Raw genomic sequence first — 26,958 nt, 5'->3', positions numbered from 1 at the left:
GGAGTCGGTCTAAGACGACCAGGCAGAAGCGAAAAGTATTTGACAGGTCAAGAAACAGCGTGGCGGGAAAACCTTGCTAGTCTTTTGATCTAGATCAGCAGGAATTTCGTCAGCGCGAACAGAGTGCCCTCGTGCCTGGCCTGCAGTGACGCGTCATGGCCCAGGCCGCGGTGGCAGCTGCCGCGTTTCACCATCCAGTCACCTGAATGGCTGCCAGACTGGCAGTCATACCGCGTTTCCGGCAAAGGGAGGCAGGGTTTCATGATTGGGCGAACCAACAAACCACTGAAGATGCGCGTGCTGATGGTCGACGATGACCTCGGCAGCCCGGCCAGTGTGCGTGGCAGGGTGCTGAACGAGCTGGTGGAAGAGTTCAGCAACCGCAATGCCGAACTGGTCAAGGCCACCTCCTACGAGGATGGCCTGGCCTCGGTGATCGCCGATGCCGCCCTGCACTGCATCTGCGTCGACTGGACCCTCGGCAAGAACGATGCCGCCACCCATGCCCAGGCCCTGGACCTGCTGCGCACCATCCGTCAGCGCAACGAGCATGTGCCGGTGTTCCTAATGGCCGACCGCAATGCCAAGAAAAGCATCACGGTCGAAGCCATGGGGCTGGCCGACGAGTTCGTCTGGATGCTCGAGGACACCGCGCCATTCATCGCCGGGCGGGTCATCGCGGCGGTCAACCGTTACCTGGAGCACCTGCTGCCGCCCTTCACCGATGCGCTGTTGCGCTACACGATGAAAGACGAACACTCCTGGGCCGCGCCGGGGCACCAGGGCGGGATCGCCTTCACCAAGTCGCCGGCGGGCCGGGTGTTCTTCGATTTCTTCGGCGAAAATCTGTTCCGCGCCGACAGCGGCATCGAGCGCGGCAACCTCGGCTCGGTGCTCGACCACAGCGGCCCGGTCGGCGAGTCCGAGGCCTATGTGTCGCGGATCTTCGGCTCCCATGCGTCCTACTCGGTGCTCAACGGCACTTCCGGCTCCAATCGCGCCATCTTCATGGCCTGCGTCGGCGAGAATCAGTACGCCCTGTGCGACCGCAACTGCCACAAGTCCATCGAGCAGGGCCTGGTGCTGACCGGCGGCCTGCCGCTGTACATGACGCCGACGCGCAACCGTTACGGCATCATCGGCCCGCTGCTGCCGGCGCAATTCGATAAGCAGCGCATCGCCGCGGCCATCGCCAGTCACCCATTGCGCGCTCAGGCCAAGGGCGACAAGGCGGTCTACGCGGTGGTGACCAACTGCACCTATGACGGCATGTGCCTGCATGCCGAGCGCGCCGAAGGCCTGCTGGCGCAGAGCAGCGAGCGCATCCACTTCGATGAGGCCTGGTACGGCTACGCGCGCTTCAACCCGCTGTACCGCGGGCGCTTCGCCATGCGTGGCGACCCGGCCGAGCACAAGAGCGACGCGCCCACGGTGTTCGCCACCCACTCCACCCACAAGCTGCTGGCGGCGCTGTCGCAGTCCTCGTTTATCCATATTCGCAACGGCCGCAACCCGGTCGAGCACAGCCGTTTCAACGAATCCTTCGTGATCCAGGCCAGCACCTCGCCGCTCTATGCGCTGTTCGCCTCCAACGAGGTGGGCGCGGCGATGATGGACGGCAACGGCGGCTACAGCCTGACCCAGGACGCCCTGCGCGAGGCCGTGGACTTCCGTCAGGCCCTGGCCCGCACCCACCGCGAATTCGCCAGCCGCGGCGACTGGTTCTTCCAGCCCTGGAACGCCCCCCAGGTGCAGGATGCCAAGAGCGGCAAGTCGGTCGATTTCGCCGACGCCGACGCCGAGCAGCTGACCGCCGATCCCGCCTGCTGGGAACTGGAGCCGGGTGCTGAGTGGCACGGCTTCGCCGGCCTGGAACAAGGCTGGTGCATGCTCGACCCGATCAAGGTCGGCATCATGGTGCCGGGCATGGGCGCCGACGGTCATCTGCAGCAGGAGGGTATTCCCGCGCCCATCCTCGGCGCCTTCCTCTACCGCAACAACATAGTGCCGTCGCGCATCACCGATTTCATGGTGCTGTGCCTGTTCAGCATCGGCGTGACCAAGGGCAAGTGGGGCACGCTGATCAACGTGCTGCTGGCCTTCAAGCGCCACTACGACAGCAACACGCCGCTGCAGCGGGTGCTGCCTGACCTGCTGGCCCAGGCGCCCGAGCGCTATCGCGGCCTGGGCCTGCGCGACCTCAGCCGCGAGATGTTCGAGTACATGCGCAGCAGCCGCATGGACGCCCTGCAGGCCGAGGCCTTCGGCAACCTGCCGCTGATCGAGAAGACCCCGCGCGCGGCCTTTCAGGCCCTGCAGGCCGGCGAGGTGGAGCTGCTGCCGCTCAAGCAGGCGGCTAACCGGGTCACCGGGGTCGGCATCATGCCCTATCCGCCGGGCATCCCGATCGTCATGCCAGGCGAGAACCTCGGCCCGCTGGACGGCCCCTGGATCAGTTACATCCAGGCCCTGCAGGACTGGGGCAACCACTTCCCCGGCTTCGAGAAGGAAGTGGAGGGCACCGTACACAAGGACGGCGATTACCACTTCTGGTGCCTGAAATAAGGACGCGCTGGCGGGGCATGGCGCGTGCCACGCCCCGTCCAGGCGAACGCCACAGTCGATTCATTACAAGGAGTTAGCCATGAGTCACGCGAAAGTGCCCTTGCCGGCGTCCCTGGCGCAGCGCTACCCGGTGCTGATCGTGGTCAATACCCAGGAGCATCCGGACAGCATCGTTTTCCGCAGCGCCCAGGAAGTCGGTCAGGCATTGCAGGCCCATGACCTCGACGTCGAGCTGGTCGGCTCCCTGGCGGACGCGGAAATCGCCATGCGCGCCGACCCGGCCTACTGCTGTGTGATCCTTGGCTGGGGCCTGTGCGAAGACAACCTGGCGCAGGCGCTGCAACTGATCCAGCTGATCCGCCGGCGCACCGCCCAGCTGCCGATCATGCTGGGCATGAGCCAGGCGCACCAGAGCAGGGTGCCGCTGGAGTTCGTCGAGAACATCGATGGCTTTATCTGGCAGCCGGAAGACAGCCCGGAATTCATCGCCGGGCGCATCGAAGCCGCCGCCCGCCGTTACCTGGACAGCATCCTGCCGCCGTTCTTCGGCGCCCTGGTCAACTTCGCCGACACCCACGAATACTCCTGGCACACCCCCGGCCATACCGGCGGCACCGCCTTCATGAAGACCGCGGTGGGGCGCAGCTTCCTCGACTTCTACGGTGAGCAGATGCTGCGCTCCGACCTCAGCGTGTCGGTCGGCGAGCTGGGTTCGCTGAACGACCACTCCGGGCCTATCGCCGAGGCGGAGAAGTACGCCGCCCGGGTGTTCGGTGCCGACTTCACCTTCTTCTCGGTGGGCGGCAGCTCGGCGAGCAACGAGATAGTCCTGCACTCGGCGGTGACCGATGGCGACTCCGTGCTGGTCGACCGCAATTGCCACAAGTCGCTGAACTATGCGCTGAACATGTCCGGTGCGGTGCCGCTGTACCTGCGCCCGCGGCGCAACACCCGTGGCCTGATCGGCCCGGTGCCGCGCAGCGAACTGACCCCCGAGGCGGTGGCGCAGAAACTCGCCGACAGCCCGCTGGTCAGTAACAAGCAGGTGCTGCCGGTGCTGGCGGTGCTGACCAACTCGACCTACGACGGCCTCTGCTACAACGTGCAGACCACCACCCGCGAGCTGAGCCAGAGCGTCGACCGCATCCACTATGACGAAGCCTGGTACGCCTATGCGCGCTTCAACCCGCTGTACGAGGGGCGCTACGGCATGCACCGCGGCGAGCGGCATGCCGACGACGCCACTGTGACCGTCACCCACTCCACCCACAAGCTGCTGGCGGCGTTGTCGCAGGCGTCGATGATCCACATCCGTTCGGGCAAGGTGCCGGTCAAGCCGGCGCTGTTCAACGAAGCCTTCATGATGCACACCTCGACTTCGCCGCAGTACAGCATCATCGCCTCCACCGATGTCTCGGCGAAGATGATGGACGATGCCGGCGGCTACCTCACCGACGAGTCCATCGGCGAGGCCATCGCCTTCCGCCAGGCCATGGTCCGGCTGGGCAACGAGGTGCGTCAGCGCAACCCGCAGGACTGGTGGTTCGGCGTCTGGCAGCCGGACGAAGTCAACGGCGTGCCCTTTGCCGACCTCGATCCGCAAGTCCTGCGCCATGGCGATGCCTGGGTGCTCAAGCCGACGGCCAGCTGGCATGGCTTCGGCGACCTGGGTAGCGACTACTGCATGCTCGACCCGATCAAGGTCACGGTGCTGACCCCGGGGCAGACCCTGGAAGGGCAGATGGAGAACAGTGGAATTCCCGCGCCGCTGGTGTCGTCCTTCCTCTCCAGCCGCGGCATAGTGGTCGAAAAGACCGAGCCGTACTCCATCCTGCTGCTGTTCAGCCTGGGGGTGACCAAGGGCAAATGGGGCTCGCTGGTCGCCGGGCTGATGGAGTTCAAGAAGCACTATGACAGCAATGCCTCGCTGGAACTGGTGATGCCCGATCTGGTGGCCAGCCATGGCGAGCGTTACGCCGGCATGGGCCTCAAGGATCTGGCCGAAGCCATGCACAAGGACATGCTTGCCTCGCAGCTGCTGCACAACATGGACGCCGCCTTCAGCCTGTTGCCGGACGTCGTGGCCTCGCCACGGGCGACCTTCGCCAGGCTGGTGAAAGGCGAGATCGAGCAGATCGCCGTGCGCGACATGCAGGGGCGTACCGTGGCCGTGCAGATAGTGCCCTATCCGCCGGGTATCCCGCTGATGATGCCCGGGGAAAAGGCCGGGGCCGACAAGCAGGCCATAGTCGACTACCTGTTGGCGATGGAACTGTTCGACAGCCACTTCCCCGGCTTCGAGCACGACAACCACGGGGTCGAGATCGAACGCGATGGCAAGGGTGGACTCACCTACAGGGTCTATGTGGTCAAACAGTAACTCTTAGCCCTGTGCCCAGCGGCAGGCCGTAAGCCGCTGGGCACAGGGCCAACGCTTTGGACAGAGCAAGGAGTTTTCGATGGCTGAGTCAAACAAGAAGATGAGCCTGATGGGGCTCACCACACTGGTGTCGGTCAACATGATGGGCTCCGGCATCATCATGTTGCCGTCGAGCATGGCCCAGTTGGGGGCCGTCTCGCTGCTGTCCTGGATCATCACCGCGATCGGTTCCATGGCCATCGCCTACTGTTTCGCCCAGTGCGGCATCTACTGCCCACGCTCGGGCGGGATGTCGGCCTATACCGAGGAGGCGCACGGCAAGTCGGCGTTCTTTCTCTGCTCCTTCCTCTACTTCCTGTCGCTGGCCATCGGCAACGTGGCCATCGGCATTTCTGCGGTGGGCTACCTCACGCCGTTCTTCCCCTGGCTGGGTAGCGGCGCCATTCCGCTGTTTGTCGGCACGGTCGGGCTGATCTGGCTGACCACCCTGGCCAACTTCGGTGGTCCGAGCATCACCGGCAAGATCGGCTCGATCACCGTCTGGGGCGTGATCATTCCGGTGGCGGGGCTGAGCGTGATCGGCTGGTTCTGGTTCGACCCGGCTGTGCTGTCCGCCGCCTGGAACCCGAACAACCTGAAGGTCGGCGACGCCATCGCCCAGAGTATTCCGTTGACCCTGTGGGCCTTCCTCGGCATGGAGTCGGCGGCGCAGAACTCCGATGCGGTCGAGGACCCCAAGCGCAACGTACCGTTGGCCTGCCTGTTCGGCACCCTCGGCGCGGCGGTGGTCTACGTGCTGTCGACCACTGTGATCCAGGGCATAGTGCCGAATGCCGACCTGGCCAACTCCACCGCGCCATTCGCTTATGTCTATGCGCAGATGTTCAACCCGTTCATCGGCAACATCATCATGGCGCTGGCGGTCATGGCCTGCATCGGTTCGCTGCTGGGCTGGCAGTTCACCCTGGCACAGACCGCCAAGGTCACCGCCGACCAGGGGATGTTCCCGAAACTGTTCAGCAAGGTCAGCGCGTTGAATGCGCCGATCATCGGCATGCTCGTCTGCGGCGTGCTGCAGACGCTGATGGCCCTGTCGACCATCTCGCCGAATGCCAGCGCCCAGTTCAGCAAGCTGGTCAGCCTGGCCGCGGTGACCAACCTGATCCCCTATGTGACCGCGCTCTCCGGCCTGCTGGTGATCATGTACAAGGCCAAGGTCAGCCCGGCGATCTTCACCCGCAACGTGGCGGCGCTGATGGTGGCGATGCTCTATTCGTACTACGCCCTCTACGCCTCCGGCAAAGACGCGGTATTCGGCGCGATGATCGTGCTGGCCGTCGGCTACCTGCTCTACGGCTTCATTGCCAAGAACTTTGTCGATAAGCAGCCTGCGTCCGGCCGGGCCTAGGCGTGTCTTCAGGACTGCAAAGACATCTGAATGTGGGGAACAGGATATGAATATGCAACTGCCCAAAGCCGTAAGCCTGCTGCTCGCCTGCCTGCTCATGCTGTTGCCCGCGCTGGCCAGCGCCAGCTCCAGCACCCTTGAGCGCGTGCGCGCCAGCAACAGTTTCACCCTGGGCTACCTGCCGGACTTTGCGCCCTTCAGCAGCCAGGAAGGCGACCAGGCCAGCGGCTATGGCATTGAGCTGTGCCTGAAGATCGCCGACAAGCTCAAGGCCGAGCTGAGCTTGCCCAATCTGCAGGTGCGCTACCAAGCGCTCAAGGTCGACGAAGAGATCAGTGCCGTCAGCTCGGGCAAGGTCGACATCCTCTGCACGCCGACCCCGGCGACGCTGGAGCGGCGCAAGACGGTGAGCTTCTCGGTGCCGGTATATACCGCTGGCCTCTCGGCGTTGGTGCGTGAGGATGCGCCCGAGTCGTTACTGAGAGTACTCAATGGTGACGTGGCGCATACCGGTCCGACCTGGCGCGCGACCATCAATCGCGGCCTGGCTAACCACACTTTCGCGGCCACCACTGGCAGCATCACCGAGGCGTGGATTCGCGACAAGATGCGCCTGCTCGGTGTGGTGGCCACCCTGGTTACGGTCAAAAGCCACGAGGAAGGCGTGCAACTGGTCGCCGAGGGCAAGGCCGATGCCTTCTTCTCCGAGCGCATGCTGCTGAAGAACTACCAGGCGAAGAACAAGGATGCCGGGGAGATGATGGTGGTGAGTCGCCTCTTCGAATTCGCTCCGGCGTCGATGGTGCTCGATCGTACCGATGAGGACTTCCGCTTACTGGTGGATACCGCGCTGAGTGAAATGTACCGTTCGGGCGAGATCGAGCAGGCGTACAGCAAATACCTGGGCGGGGTTAGAGGCACATCCAAGCTGCTGTTCAAGGTCTATGCGCTGCCCTAGCGAGTGGAGGGCTATTCCCGTCGCCTAGGGGGTAGCTACCCGCTGCTGATCGAGCTGGCCGAGAGTCAGTCGGGGCCGGGCTGGATCGCTTCAGCGCTGCCCGGCCCGGCATCCCAGTGAAAGCCCAGGCATGCAAAGGCCGGCCTTAGGCGGCCTTGTTCGTTGGGCGCTCTGCTAGGGCGAGTTCAGCCTTGGCTGTTCGGTTCGACCCTGAGCAGCACGCCGTCCTGGCCGATCACCTTGATCGGGGTACCGGCTGGAAGGTCCGGACCGCTGACCAGCCAGAGGCTGTCCCCGGCTCTGATCTTGCCGCGGCCACCGACTATGGCCTCATGCAACGGGAAGGTGCGGCCGACGAATTCCTGGCCGCGCTGGTTCAGTCCCGGCTGGTCTGAGGCTTTGGCGGCGTGGCGCAGGCGGCGCCACCAGAGCACCGCGGTGAGCACCGACAACAGGCCGAACAGCAGGAACTGCCAGCTCCAGGGCAGCGCCGGGAACAGGTAGGTGATGACGCCGACACCGGCGGCGGCCACGCCAATCCACAGCAGGTAGCCACCTGCGCCGAATACCTCGAGGATCAGTAGCAGGGTGCCGAGGGCCAACCAGTCCCAGAATGACAGGTGTTGCAGGTAGTCCCACATGCTCCGGGCTCCCCTTAGGCTTTCTTGCTGTCGAAGGTGGCTCGGACTATCTCGCCGATGCCGCCCACTGCGCCTATCACCTGGCTGGCTTCCAGCGGCATCAGGATCACCTTGCTGTTGTTCGCGGACGCCAGCTGGCCGAGGGCCTCGATGTACTTCTGCGCGACGAAGTAGTTGACCGCCTGCACGTTGCCGGCGGCGATGGCCACCGACACCATGCGAGTCGCCTCGGCTTCCGCCGCGGCGGCGCGTTCGCGCGCTTCGGCTTCGAGGAAGGCCGCAGCCCGCTCGCCTTCGGCGCGGAGGATTTCCGCCTGCTTGTGGCCTTCGGCGGTGAGGATGGCGGCCGAGCGTGAGCCCTCGGCTTCGAGGATCTGCGCGCGCTTCAGGCGTTCGGCCTTCATCTGGCTGGCCATGGCCTCGACCAGATCGGCCGGCGGGCTGATGTCCTTGATCTCGATGCGGGTGATCTTGATGCCCCAGGGCGCGGTGGCCTCGTCGACGGTCTTGAGCAGGCGCTCGTTGATCGAGTCGCGCTGGCTGAGCATGGAGTCCAGCTCCATGGAACCGAGCACGGTGCGGATGTTGGTCATCACCAGGTTGCGGATGGCGTGCTCGAGGTTGTTCACCTCGTAGGCCGCCTGGGCCGCATTGATTATCTGGAAGAAGCAGATCCCGTCGATCTGCACTATGGCGTTGTCGGCGCTGATGACTTCCTGCGGCGGGATGTCCAGCACGCTTTCCATCACGTTGAGCCTGCGGCCGATGCGGTCCATCACCGGGACTATGATGTTCAGGCCCGGCTTCAGGGTGTTGGTGTAGCGGCCGAAGCGTTCCACCGTCCACTCGAAGCCCTGCGGCACCACCTTGAAACCCATGAAGACCAGCGCCAAGGCGAGGCCGACGAAAAGAAAGATCACACTGCCGATTTCCATAACTGTTCCCTGTATGAGTGCCGGAGCCATCCGGTGTTTTGGCGTCATTGCTTTGCTGGGTTTCGCTGCGCTCTAGCCAGCCTAGATTTGTCGCGAGGTGGTGGTTACTTTTGCTCGCTCTGCGGGGTGACCCTGAGCACTTCCTCAATAGTCGTCAGGCCGGCGGCGACCTTCTGCGCGCCGGACAGGCGCAGGCTGCGCATGCCTTCCTTGAAGGCTAGGCGGCGCAGTGTCAGCAGGTCGGTGTCGGCGGTAATCAAGGGTTTGACGCCGTCCGTCAGTTGCATGATCTCGTACACCCCGGCGCGCCCGCGGTAGCCGGTATCGCGGCATTCCAGGCAGCCGACGGCTTTATGCGTGCCGCTGGGCAGCGGTGCGCTCCAGGGTTTGGTCAGGGTCTGCCAGTCCTCTTCGCTGATCTCCACCGGCGCCTTGCAGTGCGGGCAGAGGGTGCGCACCAGACGCTGGGCCATGACCCCGAGCAGGGTGGCCTTGAGCAGGTAGTAGGGCACGCCCAACTCGAGCAGGCGGGTGATGGCGCTGGGGGCGTCGTTGGTGTGCAGGGTGGACAGCACCAAATGCCCGGTGAGCGCGGCCTGGATCGCCATTTCGGCGGTTTCCAGGTCGCGGATCTCGCCGATCATGATGATGTCCGGGTCCTGCCGCATCAGCGCGCGCACGCCACTGGCGAAGGTCAGGTCGATATTGTGCTGGACCTGCATCTGGTTGAAGGCCGGCTCGACCATCTCGATCGGGTCTTCGATGGTGCAGAGGTTCACCTCCGAGGTCGCCAGTTTCTTCAGCGAGGTGTACAGCGTGGTGGTTTTGCCGGAACCGGTCGGCCCGGTGACCAGGATGATGCCGTTCGGCTGGCGGGTCATGTCCAGCCAGCGGCGCAGGTCGTCGGGGGAGAAACCCAGCTGATCGAAGTTTTTCAGCAGCACTTCCGGGTCGAAAATCCGCATCACCATCTTCTCGCCAAAGGCGGTGGGCAGCGTCGATAGGCGCAACTCGACTTCGCCGCCGTCCGGGGTCTTGGTTTTGACCCGGCCATCCTGCGGTTTGCGTTTCTCGGCGACGTTCATCCGCCCCAGGCTCTTCAGGCGGCTGACGATGGCCATGGTCACCTGTGGCGGGAATTGATAGACGTTGTGCAGCACCCCGTCGATGCGAAAGCGCACGCCGCCCTGCTCGCGGCGCGGCTCGATATGGATATCGCTGGCGCGCTGCTGGAAGGCGTATTGGAACAGCCAGTCGACGATATTGACGATGTGCGCGTCGTTGGCGTCCGGCTCCTGATCGCTGGCGCCGAGGTTGAGCAGTTGCTCGAAGTTGCCGAGGCTGCTGTTTTTCATATCGACGGCGGTGGCGCCGCTGACCGATTTGGCCAGGCGGAAGAACTCCACGGTGAAGCGCTGAATATCCGCCGGGTTGGCCACCACGCGCTTGATCGGGCGCTTCAGGACATGGGTCAGGTTGGCTTCCCAGCTGCGCACGAAGGGCTGTGCGCTGGCGATGGTCACCGCTTCGCTGTCCGCCGCCACGGCGAGGATCTTGTGGCGCTGGGCGAAGGCGTAGGACATCAACGGCGTGACGGCGGCGACGTTGATCTTCAACGGGTCGATGCGCAGGTAAGGCTGCCCGGCCTGTTCCGCCAGCCAGACCGTCAGGCCTTCCAGGTCGAGCTTCTTGCCCGGCCGGCTGAGGTCGTCGACCTGCTGCGCGGCGAGAAACTCCAGGGGATGCAGTTGGGGGTTCGCCGAACTGCGGCGGATCGCCAGGCAATGCTCGGCCGTTTCCTGGGCTAGGAGGCTCTGGGCGACCAATTCGCGCAACAGGTCGTTGAGATCCAGCGTGCGATCCTGGGCCGGTGAAGCGAAGGCGGACATGCAAACTCCTTGTCAGGCGGCTCTGCTGTGCAGCGTCGGGCACGCCCATGGGCTGCTCGGCTCGCAAAGAATAGCCCTAAGCATGCCCGATTGCGCCGCCCGACGCGATGCTGCCGGGCCGCTCTTGTGCGCAGCTGCCCATGCCGCTGCGGGCGCAGCGGATTACAGGCGCAGCAAGACTTTCCAGGCTTTGCTGGTCAGCACGGTTTGCGCCTGCTGCACGCGGGCGTCGAGGCATTCCTCGTCGAGCGGGCGGTTGGCCAGTTCGCGCAGTTTGTTCAGCTCGCCATACAGGCGGTCGACTTCCGGCACTTCCAGCACCTGGCGGGCCAGGCGCAGCCAGACCTGCAGACGCTCGATGCGCGGCAGCTGCTCGGCCAGATCTTCCGGCTGCTGCTGATAACGCCCCAGTTGCAGGGCCACGGCTTCCTCGGCCAGCAGGTGCGGTAACCAGTTGCCGAGCACCGCGGCGCCCTGGCGATTGCCGCGGTTGTTGCGCTCGGCAGTCCAGGCGCTGGTCAGCAGCCAGCGCGAGGTGTTCAGCGAGAACAGGCCCCAGCGCGTGCCTTGCAGTTCTTCGGCGAACTGCGCGGGGGCGGCTTGGCGCACCGCTTCGTCGAGTTGCCCGGCCTGTACCCGCGGGCGCCAGTCGCCGAGCAGGGCGTCGAGACTCAGGCGCAGCTCGTGGCTGCTCGCCCGTGGCGCGGCCTGGCCGAGGCTGCCGACCAGCGCCCGCAGTTCGACCAGCTGCTCGACCCAGTCGACCAGCAAGCGCCAGTGGCCGTTGAAGCGGTATTGCTCGGCCAGGCGCTGGCTGCTGCCGAGCAGGTGCCAGGCCAGCGCGGCGAAGGCCTGGTCCAGCGCCAGTTCGGGGTTGAGCTCGGGCACCGGCAGGCTCAGCGAGTAGCTGTGGGCGTCGAACAGGCGGTAACCGCGTTCGGCCTTGCTGATATCGCAGGGCATCAGTGGGAGCTCCGCCGCCAGCTCCGCGGCCAGTTCCAGCAGCGCCTGCGGCTCGCCCTGGCGCAGTTCAAGCTCCAGCTCGCAGAGGTCTTCTTCCTGACCGGCGGCGATGACCTTGCCGAGGTCGAGGGCGGCCTCGATCACCACTTTGCTCTTGCCACGGCCCCAGGCGATTTCGGCGCGTTCGCGAATGAAGTCGGTGGTGAAAATGGCCTGTAGCTGCTTCTTATCCAGCTCCGCCAAGGCTGCTGGCCAGCATTCGTCATTCAGCTTCTTCAGATCCAGCTTGGCCTTGCTCAGCGCCCAGTCGTACTCGTGGCGTTCGGACAAGCCGGCGACGCTCTGGCCGCGCGTCTTCAGGGTCTGGATGAACGCCTCGCCGTCACGCCGAATGCGCAGGGCGATCTTGGCCTTGGCCAGGTCGCGCTCGGGCGTATCGAAGTACTGATTGAACAGTTCGCGGCGTTCCCAGCCAGCCTTGTTGCGCTTTTTCAGCAACGGGTGCTCACGCAGGGCGGCGAGGGTTTCGCGGCTGACGCGGAGTTTGATTTCGGTTTCTTTCTGCATGGCCGGGGAATCCAAACGCTAATAACGGGTGTGCAGCCGCAGAGTGCCAGTGGGCGTGGGCTGCTGAAGCCGTGGAGTGTACAGGACAAGCCGGGGCGCCGCCCCAGAGCCGGCCTTTGGCGGTTTATTCCTGGGTGGCTATGGCTCTATGATGGGGCTCGCCTGTGGAGACCGCGAATGCCCCAGCTTTCCCTCAAAGAGCAATTTGCCGCGCTGATCGCCGCGCCGTCGGTGAGCTGTACCCAGCCGAGCCTGGATCAGTCCAACCGCGGGGTGATCGAGCTGCTCGGCGCCTGGCTCGGCGACCTGGGCTTCGCCTGTGAGGTGCAGGAAGTCGCGCCGGGCAAATTCAACCTGCTCGCCAGCTACGGCAGTGGCCCCGGTGGGCTGGTGTTGGCCGGGCACAGTGACACAGTGCCCTTCGATGCGGCCCTGTGGCAGACCGACCCGCTCAAGCTGACCGAAGTCGACGGCCGCTGGGTCGGTCTCGGCAGCTGCGACATGAAGGGCTTCTTTGCGCTGGTTATCGAGGCGGTCAAACCCTTGCTCGCCCAGCGTTTCCAGCAGCCGCTGCTGATCCTCGCCACCTGCGATGAAGAGAGCTCGATGGCCGGCGCCCGTGCGCTGGCGGCGGCGGGCCGGCCCTTGGGGCGCGCGGCGGTGATCGGTGAACCGACCGGGCTGCGGCCGATCCGCCTGCACAAGGGCGTGATGATGGAGCGCATCGATATTCTCGGCCAGAGCGGCCACTCCTCCGACCCCAGCCTCGGCCATAGCGCCTTGGAGGCGATGCACGGCGCGATCGCCGAGCTGTTGCAACTGCGCCAGCAATGGCAGCAGGAGTACCGCAACCCGCAGTTCAGCGTGCCACAGCCGACCCTCAACTTGGGTTGCATCCACGGCGGCGATAATCCCAACCGGATCTGCGGCCAGTGTTCGCTGGAGTTCGACCTGCGGCCCTTGCCGGGGATGGACCCGGAAGTGCTGCGCGCGGCGATCCGGCACAAGCTGCAACCGTTGGCCATCCAGCATCAGGTCAGGATCGACTTCGCCCCGCTGTTTCCCTGCGTGCCGGCGTTCGAGCAGGCGGCCGATGCCGAGCTGGTGCGGCTGGCCGAACGGCTGACCGGGCATAGCGCCGAGGCGGTGGCATTCGGCACCGAAGCGCCTTATCTTCAGCAACTGGGTTGTGAGACCCTGATTCTCGGCCCCGGCGATATCAGCTGTGCCCATCAGCCGGGGGAGTTCCTGGACATGTCACGTTTGCAGCCGACGGTACGTCTGTTGCGTGAGCTGATTCAGTACTATTGCCTGAGCCCGGCAACAGCCTCGTAGGCTGGGTAGCGGCCTTGGCCGGAACCCGGCGTTTTGTGTGTGTCGCCCCATTGAACGTTAAGGAGAGCACGCGTGTTGCAGCCCCAACTTCGACGATAAAGCTGAGGTTTCACCGCTCCGCGCCGCGGAGCTGCTGTTGCTTGCGCAGCTTTCTCTTCACGAATCACAGGCTCATTACGCTATGCCGGACTACGTCAACTGGCTCCGCCACGCTTCGCCCTATATCAATGCCCACCGCGATTGCACCTTCGTCGTCATGCTGCCCGGCGAGGGCGTGGCGCATCCGAACTTCGGCAATATCGTCCATGACCTGGTGCTGCTGCACAGCCTCGGCGTGCGCCTGGTGCTGGTCCACGGCTCGCGCCCACAGATCGAGGCGCGGCTGGCCATACGTGGGCTGACGCCGCATTTTCATCGCAATCTGCGCATCACCGACGGGCCGACCCTGGAGTGCGTGATAGACGCCGTCGGCCAGCTGCGGATCGCCATCGAGGCACGCCTGTCGATGGACATGGCCGCCTCGCCGATGCAGGGCTCACGCCTGCGCGTGTCCGGCGGTAATTTTGTCACCGCGCGGCCGATCGGGGTGCTCGAGGGCGTCGATTATCACCACACTGGCGAAGTCCGCCGGGTCGATCGCAAGGGCATCGGCCGCCTGCTCGACGAGCGCTCGATCGTGCTGCTCTCGCCGCTGGGCTACTCGCCCACCGGGGAAATCTTCAACCTCGCCTGTGAAGACGTGGCGATGCAGGCGGCGATCGAGCTGGACGCCGACAAGCTGATCCTGTTCGGCGCCGAGCGCGGCCTGCTCGATGAGCGCGGCAAGCTGGTGCGCGAGTTGCGCCCGCAGCAGGTGCCCAACCATCTGCAACGGCTCGGCAACTGTTACCAGGCGGAGCTGCTGGATGCCGCCGCCCAGGCCTGCCGCGGTGGGGTCAAGCGCAGCCATATCGTCAGCTATGCCGAGGATGGCTCGCTGCTCACCGAGCTGTTTACCCGCGACGGCGGCGGCACCCTGGTGGATCAGGAGCAGTTCGAGCAGTTGCGCGAGGCGAGCATCGAGGATGTCGGTGGCCTGCTCGAGCTGATCAGCCCGCTGGAAGAGCAGGGCATCCTGGTGCGCCGCTCACGCGAGGTGCTGGAGCGCGAGATCGAGCAGTTCAGCATAGTCGAGCGCGACGGGCTGATCATCGCCTGCGCGGCGCTGTACCAGATTGCCGATTCGGACTCGGGCGAGCTGGCCTGTCTGGCGGTCAATCCGGACTATCGCCATGGCGGCCGCGGCGATGAGCTGCTGGAGCGCATCGAAGCACGCGCGCGGGCGCAGGGCTTGAAGACCTTGTTCGTGCTCACCACCCGCACCGCCCATTGGTTCCGTGAGCGAGGCTTCGAGCCGAGCGGCGTCGAGCGCCTGCCGGCGGCGCGGGCCTCGCTGTACAACTATCAGCGCAATTCGCAGATCTTCGAGAAGGCGCTGTAGAGGCGATCCTTTGAGCAACAGACCGTAGGCTCTACCCAGCCTACTTGCCAACAGGCGCTTAGGCGGTCTTCTGAATCAGCAGCTGGTGCTGTTTGTCACCATCATTCCAACCGGCTTCCCAGGCCGCGGCGAGTACTTCGACGCGCTGCGCTTGCTGGCTGAGCGGGTGGCCGGTGAGGCCGGCCATGTAGCCTTGTTGGTAGGCCTTGTTCAGGCTTTCCAGGCTCCAATGTCGGTCTTGGTCGGGCCGGTCTGCGTCGGGGAGGGCCGCGGGGGGCGCCATGGGTAAGCTCACATTAACCAAACTGTGCTTATGCTAGCCCCACTGGCCGGCGGCGACTGAGCCGCCGATCCCGGCTTTTGCCCCGCTGGCGGCTTTTGTGACGGAGTCGACTAAACCGCGAGGGCGAGGATGCTCGCCTGGTAGGCGGCGACAAAGGTGTCGAAATCACCGACCTGCGCGCGCTCCAACTCAGCCTGTGCGGCCAGCGACTGGCGTACCGATTCCTCGAAGGCGGTTTGCTCCGTGACGCTCAGCGGTTGGCTGCGGAAGTAGTCGGCATGGGCCTGGCTCTGGCGCAGGGCGAACTCGGCGAAGCTCTCCCCGTGCTCCTGCAGGCTGGCCAGTACCTGTGCCGAAGGCGTCAGCGCCGGGTCGTCGAGCTTGGCCCGTTGCGCGGCCAGCGCTTGGCTGTGGCTATCGCCGCCGTGGCTGCTGTCGAGCAAGGTCGCGAGCCGCTGGATACTGTCGAGTAGTTGCTGGGCCCAGGTGTGCAGTTCCACCGGTTCGCCATGGCGTTGCAGGTGCAGGCCTGGGCGGCGGCCTTCTTTAACCACTTTGAGGAAGTTGTCGGTACAGCCGTGGCATTCCGCCCCGGCCAGCTCCGGGCTGTCCTGCAGGGCGCAGAACAGCAGGAAGGCGTCGAGGAAGCGGGCTTCCGCCAGGTCGATACCCAGCGGCAGGAAGGGGTTGATGTCCAGGCAACGCACTTCGACGTACTGCACGCCACGCGCCATCAGCGCCTGGATCGGCCGCTCGCCGCTATCGGTCACGCGCTTCGGGCGGATGTTCGAGTAGTACTCGTTTTCGATCTGCAGGATGTTGGTGTTGAGCTGCAGCCACTCGCCATTGTGCTGGGTGCCGATTTCGGCATAGGCCGGGTAGGGCGTGGAGACCGCCTGGTGCAGGCTGTGGGTATAGCTGGCCAGGTCGTTGTAGCAGGGCGTCAGGCCTGACTGGGCGCTGCTTTGGTAGCCCAGATCGCTCATCCGCAGGCTGGTGGCGTAGGGCAGGTACAGGGTCTGCGCATCGAGCTGCTTGAGCTGGTGCGGGCGGCCCCGCAGGAAGCCGGCGTCCAGCGTTGGCGAGGCGCCGAACAGGTACATCAGCAGCCAGCTGTAGCGCCTGAAGTTACGGATCAGGGCGATATAACGCGCCGACTGGTAATCGCGCGGGCTCTGGGTGTTGCCTTCGGCCTGTTGCAACACTGGCCAGAGCGCTTCCGGCAGGGAGAAGTTGTAGTGAATGCCGGCGATGCACTGCATGGTCTTGCCGTAACGCAGCGCCAGGCCCTTGCGATAGACGTATTTCAGCTGGCCGATGTGTGAGCTGCCATAGTGGGCGATCGGAATCCGCTCCTCTTCCGGCAGCGGGCAGGGCATCGACGGGCTCCACAGATACTCGCCGTCGAGCTTGCTGTAGGCGAAGCGATGGATCTGCTCCAGATCCGCCAGGGTGGCCGCCGGGTCCGGCTCGGCCGGGGTGATGAACTCCAGCAGCGACTCGGAGTAGTCGGTGGTGATCTGCGGATGCGTCAGCGCCGAGCCCAGGGCGGCCGGGTGCGGCGTCAGCGCGAGCTGGCCGTGGGCATCGACGCGCAGGCATTCCCGCTCGATGCCATGCAGGCACTGGGTGAGCAGGGCAAGGTTGGCGCGCTCGCCGAGCAGAGCCAGGCGGCGGGAGAGAAGATCGCTCAAAATGGTATTCCTTCACGCGTCGGTCGCCCCAATATGGGGGTGGACGGAGCGGTCTACAAGGGGGCGAGAAAACCGACGGAGCCGGTCGATGCCGCTTTATAACCCGCTGCGGGTAAAGAGGGTTATAGCTGGGCGCTATGCGTTTGCGTCAGGGCGACGCGGCGCTGCGGATGGTTAGTGTAAGTGGCATATGGTCGCTGATGCCGAGCCAGTCTGATGGGGCGCCAATTTCAAGCTGGCAGTCTGGCAAAAGGTTGGCGGCAGCGAAGACATAGTCAATGTGATAGGACTTTTGCAGATTGCGTTGCAGATAAAAAGTTGCCCTTTGTTCACTACCCTGCAGTTCGCCCTGCTGATGGTAAATGCTTGCTAGGCCCAGAGAGGCCAGTTCGTGTACTACATCTGAGTGGTTCCACCATCTGTCCGTTTTATCCCAGATGGCATTGCTGTTGAGGTCGCCCAGAATGATCGTGTTGTCTTGTGCCAATTCGTGGCGATGAATCTGCAGATATTTCCAGAGTTGCCCGATATAGGAGAACACCTGTGAATCGCTACCCGTGGTCCAGACAGCCAGTGCCTTTAGGCGGTCATTGATGGAGAACGGCAGGAAATATTTCAGATCCCGCGTGCGCCAAGCCAGTGCGGCGCTTGGGCTGGAAAGTCCATCAATGCTGTACTCGCCAGCCCATGGCAGGGCTTTAACCCGGTGATTGTTGCGCGCGAATACACCAATGCCTTTGTTCTTTGAGTCACCTATCCACAGGTAATGTCCGGCCCACTCTTGGTACAGCACTGTCGACTGCGCGGGGTCTTCGCACTCCTGAATGACCAAAACGTCTGCTTGCAAGGCATCCGCCTCGGCCAGTTTGTTACGCAGTGCGCCGTTACAGTTCCAGGTCACAATTTTCATGGGTCACCAGAGCAAGGCAACGACGCAGAACTGCTGCATCTATTTCTTCAACTGTTTGGCATTGGCAAATAGCGCCGCCATGGCGCCGCTGGCCGGTGCCTTGGCTTCGCTGCGCGGCGCGCTGGGCTGGCGCGGCTGGTTCGCTGCGCGGCTGCCGCGTTGGCCTTCGAGCTTCTCGCCGGGGGTATCGGCCAGGCGCATCGACAGGGCGATGCGGTTACGCGGGATATCCACCTCCAGCACCTTGACCTTGACCACGTCGCCGGCCTTGACCGCTTCGCGCGGGTCCTTGATGAACTTCTCCGACAGCGCCGAGATATGCACCAGGCCGTCCTGATGCACGCCGATGTCGACGAAGGCGCCGAAGTTGGTGACGTTGGTCACCACGCCTTCCAGCACCATGCCCAGTTGCAGGTCCTTGAGGGTTTCGACGCCGTCCTGGAATTCGGCGGTCTTGAACTCGGGGCGAGGGTCGCGGCCGGGTTTCTCCAGCTCCTGGAGGATGTCGGTGACTGTGACCAGGCCAAAGACCTGGTCGGTGAATTTCTTCGGGTCGAGGCGTTTGAGGAAGCTCGCGTCGCCGACCAGCGAGCGCAGATCGCGGCCGGTATCGGCGGCGATCCGTTGGACCAGCGGGTAGGTTTCCGGGTGCACCGCGGAGGCGTCCAGCGGGTTGTCGCCGTTCATCACACGGAGGAAGCCGGCGGCCTGTTCGAAGGTTTTTTCACCGAGGCGGCTGACTTTCTTCAGGGCGTCGCGGGTCTTGAACGCGCCGTTGGCGTCGCGGTGGGCGACGATATTCTGCGCCAGGGTCGCATTCAGACCGGAGATGCGCGCCAGCAGGGCCGCCGAGGCGGTGTTGACGTCGACGCCGACGGCGTTCACGCAGTCTTCCACCACCGCATCCAGGCTGCGCGCCAGTTTCAGCTGGGAGACGTCGTGTTGGTACTGGCCGACGCCGATGGATTTCGGCTCGATCTTCACCAGCTCGGCCAGCGGATCTTGCAGGCGCCGGGCGATCGACACCGCGCCACGGATCGACACGTCGAGATCGGGGAATTCCTTAGCCGCCAGTTCCGAGGCCGAGTACACCGAGGCGCCGGCTTCGCTGACCATGATCTTGGTCATTTTCAGCGCCGGATATTTTTTGATCAGCTCGGCGGCCAGTTTGTCGGTCTCGCGGCTGGCGGTGCCATTGCCGATGGCGATCAGGTCGACCGCATGCTTGGCGCACAGCGCGGCGAGCACGGCGATGCTCTGGTCCCACTGGTTCTTCGGCACGTGCGGGTAGACCGTCGCGGTATCCAGCAGCTTGCCGGTGGCATCCACCACTGCGACCTTGCAGCCGGTACGCAGGCCCGGATCGAGGCCCAGGGTCGCACGCGGGCCGGCCGGCGCGGCGAGCAGCAGGTCGTGCAGGTTGTGGGCGAAGACGCTGATGGCTTCGGTTTCCGCGCTTTCGCGTAGTTCGCCGAACAGGTCGGTTTCCAGGTGGGTGTAGAGCTTGACCTTCCAGGTCCAGCGCACCACTTCGGCCAGCCATTTGTCGGCGGCGCGGCCGCTCTCTTGAGAAGAAGGGGCTTTCAGGCCGAAACGCTCGCCGATCATCAGTTCGCAGGGGTGCAGGGTGCCCGGCGTCTCGTCGCCGACTTTCAGCGCCGAACTGAGGATGCCCTCGTTGCGGCCACGGAAAATCGCCAGGGCCCGGTGCGAGGGCACGCTTTTCAGCGGTTCGTCGTGCTCGAAGTAGTCGCGGAACTTGGCGCCTTCTGCTTCCTTGCCAGCGACCACGCGGGCGCTGAGGGTGGCGTCGTGCTTGAGGAAGCTGCGCAGCTTGTCGAGCAGGCTGGCGTCTTCGGCGAAGCGTTCCATGAGGATGTATTTGGCGCCTTCCAGGGCGGCCTTGACATCGGCGACGCCTTTTTCCGCGTCGACGAAGCGGGCGGCTTCGCCTTCCGGGCTCAGGGTCGGGTCGTTGAACAGGCCGTCGGCCAGCCCGCCTAGGCCGGCTTCCAGGGCGATCTGGCCCTTGGTGCGACGTTTTTGCTTGTAGGGCAAATACAAGTCTTCGAGGCGCGTCTTGGTCTCGGCGAGTTTGATTTCGCGGGCCAGTTCGGGAGTCAGCTTGCCTTGCTCCTCGATGCTGGCGAGGATGCTGGCGCGGCGCTCGTCGAGTTCGCGCAGGTAGCGCAGGCGCTCTTCGAGGTTGCGCAACTGGGTGTCGTCCAGGCTGCCGGTGACCTCTTTGCGATAACGGGCGATAAAGGGCACGGTGGAGCCTTCATCGAGCAAGGCCACGGCGGCAGCGACCTGTTGCGGGCGGACCCCGAGTTCCTCGGCGATACGGTTGTTGATGCTGTCCATAAAACCACCTGACAGAGAAATGAAGGCAAGTCGCGCCTGCCGCAAAATGGCCGGCAGTATACCTAGGAGTCAGTCGGGTCAATATCCAGGCTTTCGCCGTAGAGCCGTTCTAAGTCCGACAGACTCCTGGCTTTAGTCGGGAGGCGAGGAAAAATCTGCTAACGAATGCGGCGCGCGCCTAGCGCGGCGTCTGCGCCATACTGTGCGCCGAATTAGGCTCTGTTGACGTTTAATGACGGCCGCGCCGGAGCCTGCTGTTGCGCAGGGCAAGGCGCGAGGAGTGTGATTTGGTTAGTCCAAATGAACGACGAGTAACACCGCCCTGCGCAACAGCGGGCCCGGCCCCTCGGGTTGTGCCTGAAAGCGTGCCATGCTGCGTTGCAGGCCTTGGCAAGGGAATGCATTCCCTGCGGCCTGCGCCTTGCCTGGCGCGCTTTCAGGCGACAACGCGGTTCGTCATCAAACGTCAACAGAGCCTTAGGAGCCTCTATGAGCAACACGGCCACGGTTGAAGGCGAAAAAATCCTCATCGTCGATGACGATCCCGGTCTACGGCGCTTGTTAGAGCGCTTTCTCGACGAGCAAGGCTACCGCGTGCGGACGGTGGAAAACGTCGAGCAGATGGACCGTCTGCTGGCCCGCGAGCTGTTCCAGTTGGTGGTGCTCGACCTGATGCTGCCGGGTGAGGACGGGCTGTCGGCCTGCCGGCGCCTGCGTGAGTCGAACAATCAGGTGCCGATCATCATGCTCACCGCCAAAGGCGATGAAAGCAGCCGGATCCAGGGCCTGGAACAGGGCGCCGACGATTACCTGGCCAAACCCTTCAACCCGCGCGAGCTGCTGGCGCGGATCAGGGCGGTGTTGCGCCGGCAGACCGCGCCGGTGCCGGGCGCGCCGGGCAGCGAGGACGAAACGGTCAGCTTTGGCGACTATGAGTTGTTCCTCGCCACCCGCGAGCTGAAGCGAGGCGATGAGCTGCACATGCTCACCACCGGGGAGTTCGCCGTGCTCAAGGCGCTGGTGCAGCACGCGCGTGAGCCGCTGACCCGCGACAAGTTGATGAACCTGGCGCGGGGCCGCGAGTGGGACGCGCTGGAGCGCTCCATCGACGTGCAGATCTCGCGATTGCGGCGGCTGATCGAGCCGGACCCGTCGAAGCCGCGCTATATCCAGACGGTCTGGGGTGTCGGTTACGTGTTCGTGCCTGACGGTAATAAATGATCCTAGGGTGGGTTAGCCACCGTGGTGGCGTCACTCACCCTACGTCTGATCGGTTCTTTGGTTGTGCATCGATGAAAACCCCGCTGTGGTTCCCGCAAAGCTTCTTCGCCCGCACGCTCTGGCTGGTGCTGGGGGTGGTGCTGTTCTCCAAGGCGCTGACCCTGGTTTATCTGATGATGAACGAGGACGTGCTGGTCGACCGCCAATACAGCCACGGCGCGGCGCTGACCCTGCGCGCCTACTGGGCGACCGATGCAGAGTCGCGCCCGCTGGTCGCCCAGGCCGCCGGTCTGCGCTGGACGCCGGACGCCGCGGCGCCGCCGGGCGAGCAGCACTGGCCCTACACCGGGATCTTCCAGCGGCAGATGCGCATGGAACTGGGCCCGGATACCGAAGTGCGCCTGCGTGTGCACCAACCTTCCGCGTTGTGGGTGCGGTCGCCCAGTTTCGGTGAGGGTTGGGTCGAGGTGCCGCTGTACCCGCATCCGTTGCGCGGGCAGAAGATCTGGAGCGTGCTCGGCTGGTTCCTGGCCATTGGCCTGTTGTCGACGGCGGCGGCCTGGATCTTCGTGCGCCAGCTCAATCAGCCGCTCAAACAACTGGTGTTCGCCGCCCGCCAGCTCGGCCAGGGCCGCAGCGTGCGCCTGCCGAGCAGCGACACGCCGAGCGAGATGACCGAGGTGTATCGCGCCTTTAACCAGATGGCCGAGGGCGTCGAGCAGGCCGCCCGCGAGCGGGAGTTGATGCTCGCCGGGGTTTCCCATGATCTGCGCACGCCGCTGACCCGCCTGCGCTTGGCGCTGGAGCTGCTGAACAGCGACGCCGAGCTGGTCGAGGATATGGTGCGCGACATCGAGGACATGGACGCGATCCTCGATCAGTTCCTCGCCTTTATCCGCGACGGTCGTGATGAGCGGCTGGAAGAGGTGGAACTCGCCGAGCTGGTGCGCGAGGTGGTGGCACCCTTCAATCATGACCGGGAGCGGGTACGCCTGTGCCTCGAGCCGGTGCCGGCCTTCCCGCTGCGCCGGGTGTCGATCAAGCGCCTGCTCAACAACCTGATCGAGAATGCCTTGCACCACGGCGGCAATGCCGTGGAAGTGGCGGCTTACGTGTCCGGGGATCAGAGCGCGCCCTATGTGGTGCTCAGCGTGTTGGACCGTGGCCATGGGATCGATCCGGCGGAGCTGGACGATATCTTCAACCCCTTCATTCGCGGCGACCGTGCCCGCGGCGGTAAGGGCACCGGCCTCGGCCTGGCGATCGTTAAACGCATCGCCGCCCAGCACGGCGGCAGCGTCGAGTTGCGCAACCGTTCGGGTGGCGGGCTGGAGGCGCGGCTGTGCTTGCCGTTGGGGCTGTTGCTACCGCGCGACGCGGCTTGATTGGTTTAGGTGAGGGGGCAAGTGCGGCCTTGAGTTTGCCGGGCGCGGTTTAATCTGCGCAACGGACGCGGCGGCGCTGATCTATGCTAGTTCAGCGTATTGGCACGAGGTCAGCATGCTCGCCGAATTCAAGCGCCTACCCACATGGACCTGGTGGCTACCGCTGCCGCTGCTCCATCTGGCGACCTGGTTATCGCTCACCACCCAGTTCAGTGAGGGGGTGGCGCTCTGGTACCTGCCGTTTGCTCTGGGCCTGGTTTTCACCTTCTGGTGGGGGCCGCGGGTACTGTTGGCGATTTACCTGAATACCTGGCTGAGCGCGCCACTGTGGGGGCTGGACTGGCACTGGGGGCCGCTGTACGCGCTACCGGAAACCCTCTGCATTGGCCTGGCGTGGTTGCTGCTGCAGCGCCGCGACTTCGATGTCGCCCTCCCCGATCTGGGCCATCTATTGCGCTTCATGTTGCTGGGCGTGCTGGTGCCGGTGACCCTCCTGGCCATCACTTGGCAAGGCGCGCTGTTGCTGACGGGGTACGTGACGGCGGACAACTGGGCGGTCGCCAGCTTGAACCTGTGGCTGGCCTACTGCTTGAGCACGCTGGTGATCGCCACGCCCTTGCTGACCTATGCCACCGTCTTGTTGCGCCGCCGGGGCTGGGTGCTGTCGCTGCCGGGCAGCAGTGCGCCGCCGTTGGCCGAGCCGCTGCGGCGCCTGCCGCCGAGGCCGCTGTTAGTGGCGCTGTTGTTTGGCCTGCCCTGGCTGCTGGGCATGTTGCCACTGCCCCTGACCTTGCCGTTGCTGGGCCTGGCCATGCTCAGCCTGGCGATGCTCTGGGGCTTTCCGGGCGCGCTTTGCGGTGCGGCGCTGAGCAGTCTGATGATTCTCGCGTTGCCGCTGGCCTACGGTTATATCGAGGTGCCCGAGTCGCCCGCCCCGCAGCTCGGCGAGCTGCACCTCAGCGTGCTGCTGTTGATGTTCGCCACCTTACTGGTCGGCCGCAGCCTGAGTGACCTGCGTCTGGCGCTCGGCCGCAGCGCGCAGATGCAGCAGCAACTGGCGCTGGCTAACCTGGCGCTGCAGGCCAGCCCGCTCGGCATCAGCATCGCCGATGCGCGTCAGGCCGATATGCCGCTGATCTACTGCAATCCGGTGTTTGAGCGCATCAGTGGTTATTCCCGCGAGGAGATTCTCGGGCGCAACTGCCGCTTCCTGCAGAGCGACGACCGTGACCAAGCCGAGCTGCAGCGCATGCGCACGGCCTTGCAGCGCGGAGAGTCGTGCCAGGTGGTGCTGCGGAACTACCGCAAGAATGGCAGCCAGTTTTGGAACGAAGTCACCCTGGCGCCGATGCGTGATGAGCAAGGCATCAGCCATTACGTCGCCCTGCAAAACGATGTCAGCGCCCGTGAGCGGCTGGCGCTGGAGCTGGCGACGCGGCGCGAGGAGTTGCTGCGCCAGACTCATTTGCTCTCGCAAACCGAGGCCATCGCCGATATCGGCGGCTGGGTGCTAGAGGTGCCGAGTTTCAACATGTTCTGGAGTGAGGGCAGCTTTCGCATCTATGAACTCGACCCGTCCGGGGCGCCGCCGACGCTCAAGCAGGCCCTGGGTTATTTCGATGAAGACAGCGTCGCCCTGATGCAGAAGACCCTGGCCGAGGTGCTGGAGTTCGCTCAGCCGTTCGACATCGAGGTGCGCTCGCTCACCGCCCGAGGCAACAGCCGCTGGCTGCGGATCAAGGGTTTGGCCGAGCGGGATGCCGGGCAGGTCATCCGCATCTATGGCGCGATCCAGGACCTCACCGCCCGTAAGCGCGCCGAGCAGCAGTTGCGCGAGCGCGATGAGTGGCTGCGGCTGTTCTTTGAGGCGCCGCTGATCGGCATGGCCATGATCAGTCCGCAGCGCGGGTGGCTGGAGGTCAATGCCAAGCTTTGCCAAGTGCTCGGGCGCAGCCGCGAGGAGCTGCGCTCCGGTTCTTGGGTGGCGATTACCCATCCATACGATTTAGCGGTGGAGGCGCCGCTGTTCGAGGCGGTCAGAGCCGGCCGCCGCGATGATTACGAGCTGGATAAGCGCTTCCTGCGGGCAGACGGTAGCGTCATCTATACCCGCCTCAGCCTGCGGGCGGTGCGTGATTCGCAAGGGCGTCTGGAGGCCTGCCTGGCCCTGATCGAGGACATCACCGCGCGCCATGAGGCGGAGGCGCGCTACCGCGCTTTGGTCGAGCACGCCCCGGAAGCCATAGTTCTGTTCACCGCCGAGGGCGGCATGCTGGATGCCAATGAAAATGCCGCGCGGCTGTTCAAGCTCAGTCGAACCGAGTTGCTCGGCAAGAGCACGATCGAGCTGAGCCCGCTGCGTCAGGCGGATGGCCGGACCTCGGCGCAGGCCGGCAACGAATACATAGTGGCGGCGCTGGACGGGGCGACCCCGGTCTTCGAGTGGCTGCACCGCGACAGCGCCGGGCGTCTGCTGCCCTGTGAGGTGCGGCTAGTCCGGCTGCCGGGCGAGCAGCAGCTGATTCGCGGCAGCATCACCGATATCTCCGAGCGCCAGCGCTATCAGCGCGAGATCGAGCGGCTGGCCTACAGCGACGACTTGACCGGCCTACCCAATCGCCGCCTGCTGCTCGACCGTCTGCAGCACGCGATGACCCGCGAGCTGCGCGACGGCTGTTTCGGCGCGCTGCTGTTTATCGACCTGGATCACTTCAAAACGGTCAACGACAGCCTCGGCCATCCGGTTGGCGATGCCCTGTTGCGTGCAGTCACCGCGCGCTTGGCCGGTTGTCTGCGGGCGGAAGATACCCTGGCCCGGCTCGGTGGCGATGAATTTGTCGTGCTCCTCGAAGCCCTTGGCGAGAGCCCGGAAGTGGCCGGCGAGCATGCGGCGGAGGTCGGCGAGAAACTGCTGCAGAGTCTGCTCGGCAGTTACCAGCTCGACGGCCATGAGCTGTCGGTGAGCGCCAGTATGGGCATCGCCTTGCACCCGTTCGGCGCACAGGGCGCCGCGGACGTGCTGAAGCAGGCGGATACGGCGATGTACCGGGCCAAGCAGGGCGGCCGCAACGCCCTGCATTTCTTCGCCCCGGCCATGCAGGCGGTGATCGATCAACGTCTGCAACTGCAAAGCGAGCTGCGTCAGGCCATCGCCCGCGGCCAGCTGCACTTGATGTTTCAGCCGCAGCTGGCACTGGCCAACGGTCGGGTGGCCGGTGCCGAGGTGTTGCTGCGTTGGACGCACCCGGAGCGCGGCGAGATTTCACCCGAGCAGTTCATCCCGCTGGCGGAAGAAACCGGTCTGATTCAGGACCTCGGCGTCTGGGTGCTGGAGCAGGCCTGCGCGGCACTGGGGCGCTGGCATTGGCGCTGGCCACAGCTGATGCTGGCGGTCAATCTCAGCCCCTATGAGTTGCGTCAGTTCGATCTGGTGCAGCGGGTCAGCGCCTGCCTGCAATGCCATGGGCTGCCGGCCAGCGTGCTGGAGCTGGAAATCACCGAAGGGGTATTGCTGGAGGACGTCGATCAATGTATCGCCGCCATGCAGGCGCTGAAGCGGCTGGGGGTGCGCTTCGCGCTTGACGATTTCGGCACCGGCTATTCCTCGTTGACCTATCTCAAACGTTTGCCGCTGGACCGTTTGAAGATCGACCGCAGCTTTATCAAGGATCTGGAAGTCGAGGCCAGTGGGCTGATGCTGGTCGAGACCATCCTGGTGATCGCCCGTAACCTCGGTCTGGAATGTGTCGCCGAAGGGATCGAAAACCAGGCGCAGTTCGAGAGCCTGCGCGCGCATGGCTGCTCGCTGGGACAGGGTTACTACTTCAGTCCGCCACTCGGCGAAGCGGAGTTTCTCGAATGGCTGGCGGAAAATTCGTCAGCCGTGGGCTGGGATGGGGCGTTAACACAAGCCGATTGAAGGCCGTCTTGCGGTCACGCCGCGCCGGGCATAGGCCTCGATCCGCCTCAGCCTCAGCCTC

General features: G+C 64.6%; 17 protein-coding genes. 9 read left to right on the top strand and 8 right to left on the bottom strand.

What is annotated here, in order from left to right; translation table 11 throughout:
• Nucleotides 1-261 precede the first annotated feature (261 nt).
• The 4 genes from FFS13_RS10115 (at nt 262) to FFS13_RS10100 (ending at nt 7,311) form a co-directional block, all read left to right on the top strand.
• A complete protein-coding gene (locus FFS13_RS10115; RefSeq protein WP_137818978.1) occupies nt 262-2,565 on the top strand; it encodes an Orn/Lys/Arg decarboxylase N-terminal domain-containing protein in 2,304 nt (767 codons plus the stop codon).
• Nucleotides 2,566-2,644: 79 nt separating this feature from the next.
• The gene (locus FFS13_RS10110) at nt 2,645-4,945 is read left to right on the top strand and encodes an Orn/Lys/Arg decarboxylase N-terminal domain-containing protein (RefSeq protein ID WP_137818977.1); all 2,301 of its coding nucleotides are present in this window, start codon (nt 2,645-2,647) and stop codon (nt 4,943-4,945) included.
• Between the two features lie 79 nt (nt 4,946-5,024).
• A complete protein-coding gene (potE, locus tag FFS13_RS10105; protein WP_137818976.1) occupies nt 5,025-6,353 on the top strand; it encodes a putrescine-ornithine antiporter in 1,329 nt (442 codons plus the stop codon).
• Nucleotides 6,354-6,399: 46 nt separating this feature from the next.
• Nucleotides 6,400-7,311, top strand: a complete 912-nt coding sequence (locus tag FFS13_RS10100) for an amino acid ABC transporter substrate-binding protein (RefSeq protein ID WP_137818975.1) — start codon at nt 6,400-6,402, stop codon at nt 7,309-7,311.
• Nucleotides 7,312-7,496: 185 nt separating this feature from the next.
• Here the strand turns inward: FFS13_RS10100 and FFS13_RS10095 are convergent, their stop codons facing one another.
• The 4 genes from FFS13_RS10095 to FFS13_RS10080 form a co-directional block, all read right to left on the bottom strand.
• Nucleotides 7,497-7,952 carry an NfeD family protein gene (locus tag FFS13_RS10095; protein WP_137818974.1) on the bottom strand — a complete coding sequence of 152 codons (456 nt, stop codon included), beginning with the start codon at nt 7,950-7,952 and terminating at the stop codon, nt 7,497-7,499.
• Between the two features lie 14 nt (nt 7,953-7,966).
• A complete protein-coding gene (locus tag FFS13_RS10090) occupies nt 7,967-8,887 on the bottom strand; it encodes an SPFH domain-containing protein (protein WP_137818973.1) in 921 nt (306 codons plus the stop codon).
• Nucleotides 8,888-8,991: 104 nt separating this feature from the next.
• Nucleotides 8,992-10,776 (bottom strand): GspE/PulE family protein, encoded by a 1,785-nt coding sequence (locus FFS13_RS10085; RefSeq protein ID WP_137818972.1) that lies wholly within the window; start codon nt 10,774-10,776, stop codon nt 8,992-8,994.
• A gap of 162 nt (nt 10,777-10,938) precedes the next feature.
• On the bottom strand, nt 10,939-12,306 hold the full coding sequence (locus tag FFS13_RS10080) for an inorganic triphosphatase (protein WP_137818971.1): 1,368 nt from the start codon (nt 12,304-12,306) through the stop codon (nt 10,939-10,941).
• Between the two features lie 177 nt (nt 12,307-12,483).
• Here FFS13_RS10080 and argE point away from each other — a divergent pair, with 177 nt between their 5' ends.
• Both argE and argA read left to right on the top strand, forming a co-directional pair.
• A complete protein-coding gene (gene argE, locus FFS13_RS10075; protein ID WP_137818970.1) occupies nt 12,484-13,641 on the top strand; it encodes an acetylornithine deacetylase in 1,158 nt (385 codons plus the stop codon).
• Nucleotides 13,642-13,822: 181 nt separating this feature from the next.
• Nucleotides 13,823-15,121, top strand: coding sequence for an amino-acid N-acetyltransferase (argA, locus tag FFS13_RS10070; RefSeq protein WP_137818969.1), 1,299 nt, complete (start codon nt 13,823-13,825; stop codon nt 15,119-15,121).
• A gap of 58 nt (nt 15,122-15,179) precedes the next feature.
• Here argA and rmf read toward each other — a convergent pair whose 3' ends face one another.
• The 4 genes from rmf to FFS13_RS10050 all read right to left on the bottom strand — a co-directional run bounded on the left by rmf (nt 15,180) and on the right by FFS13_RS10050 (nt 20,372).
• On the bottom strand, nt 15,180-15,404 hold the full coding sequence (gene rmf / locus FFS13_RS10065) for a ribosome modulation factor (RefSeq protein ID WP_137818968.1): 225 nt from the start codon (nt 15,402-15,404) through the stop codon (nt 15,180-15,182).
• A gap of 110 nt (nt 15,405-15,514) precedes the next feature.
• Nucleotides 15,515-17,098 carry a glutamate--cysteine ligase gene (gene gshA / locus FFS13_RS10060; protein ID WP_137818967.1) on the bottom strand — a complete coding sequence of 528 codons (1,584 nt, stop codon included), beginning with the start codon at nt 17,096-17,098 and terminating at the stop codon, nt 15,515-15,517.
• 148 nt (nt 17,099-17,246) lie between these two features.
• Nucleotides 17,247-18,008 carry an endonuclease/exonuclease/phosphatase family protein gene (locus FFS13_RS10055; RefSeq protein WP_137818966.1) on the bottom strand — a complete coding sequence of 254 codons (762 nt, stop codon included), beginning with the start codon at nt 18,006-18,008 and terminating at the stop codon, nt 17,247-17,249.
• 39 nt (nt 18,009-18,047) lie between these two features.
• Nucleotides 18,048-20,372 (bottom strand): Tex family protein, encoded by a 2,325-nt coding sequence (locus FFS13_RS10050; protein WP_137818965.1) that lies wholly within the window; start codon nt 20,370-20,372, stop codon nt 18,048-18,050.
• A 489-nt stretch (nt 20,373-20,861) separates the two neighbouring features.
• On the opposite strand from FFS13_RS10050, the gene ompR reads away from it, so the two are divergent.
• The 3 genes from ompR (at nt 20,862) to FFS13_RS10035 (ending at nt 26,897) form a co-directional block, all read left to right on the top strand.
• Nucleotides 20,862-21,593 carry a two-component system response regulator OmpR gene (ompR, locus tag FFS13_RS10045; protein ID WP_137818964.1) on the top strand — a complete coding sequence of 244 codons (732 nt, stop codon included), beginning with the start codon at nt 20,862-20,864 and terminating at the stop codon, nt 21,591-21,593.
• A 71-nt stretch (nt 21,594-21,664) separates the two neighbouring features.
• On the top strand, nt 21,665-22,978 hold the full coding sequence (locus FFS13_RS10040; RefSeq protein ID WP_137818963.1) for an ATP-binding protein: 1,314 nt from the start codon (nt 21,665-21,667) through the stop codon (nt 22,976-22,978).
• Nucleotides 22,979-23,093: 115 nt separating this feature from the next.
• Nucleotides 23,094-26,897, top strand: coding sequence for an EAL domain-containing protein (locus FFS13_RS10035; protein ID WP_137818962.1), 3,804 nt, complete (start codon nt 23,094-23,096; stop codon nt 26,895-26,897).
• Nucleotides 26,898-26,958: the final 61 nt, after the last annotated feature.

Source organism: Pseudomonas sp. 2FG (assembly GCF_005502935.1).
Taxonomy (GTDB): domain Bacteria; phylum Pseudomonadota; class Gammaproteobacteria; order Pseudomonadales; family Pseudomonadaceae; genus Aquipseudomonas.
This window is presented reverse-complemented; position numbering and strand designations above follow the sequence as displayed.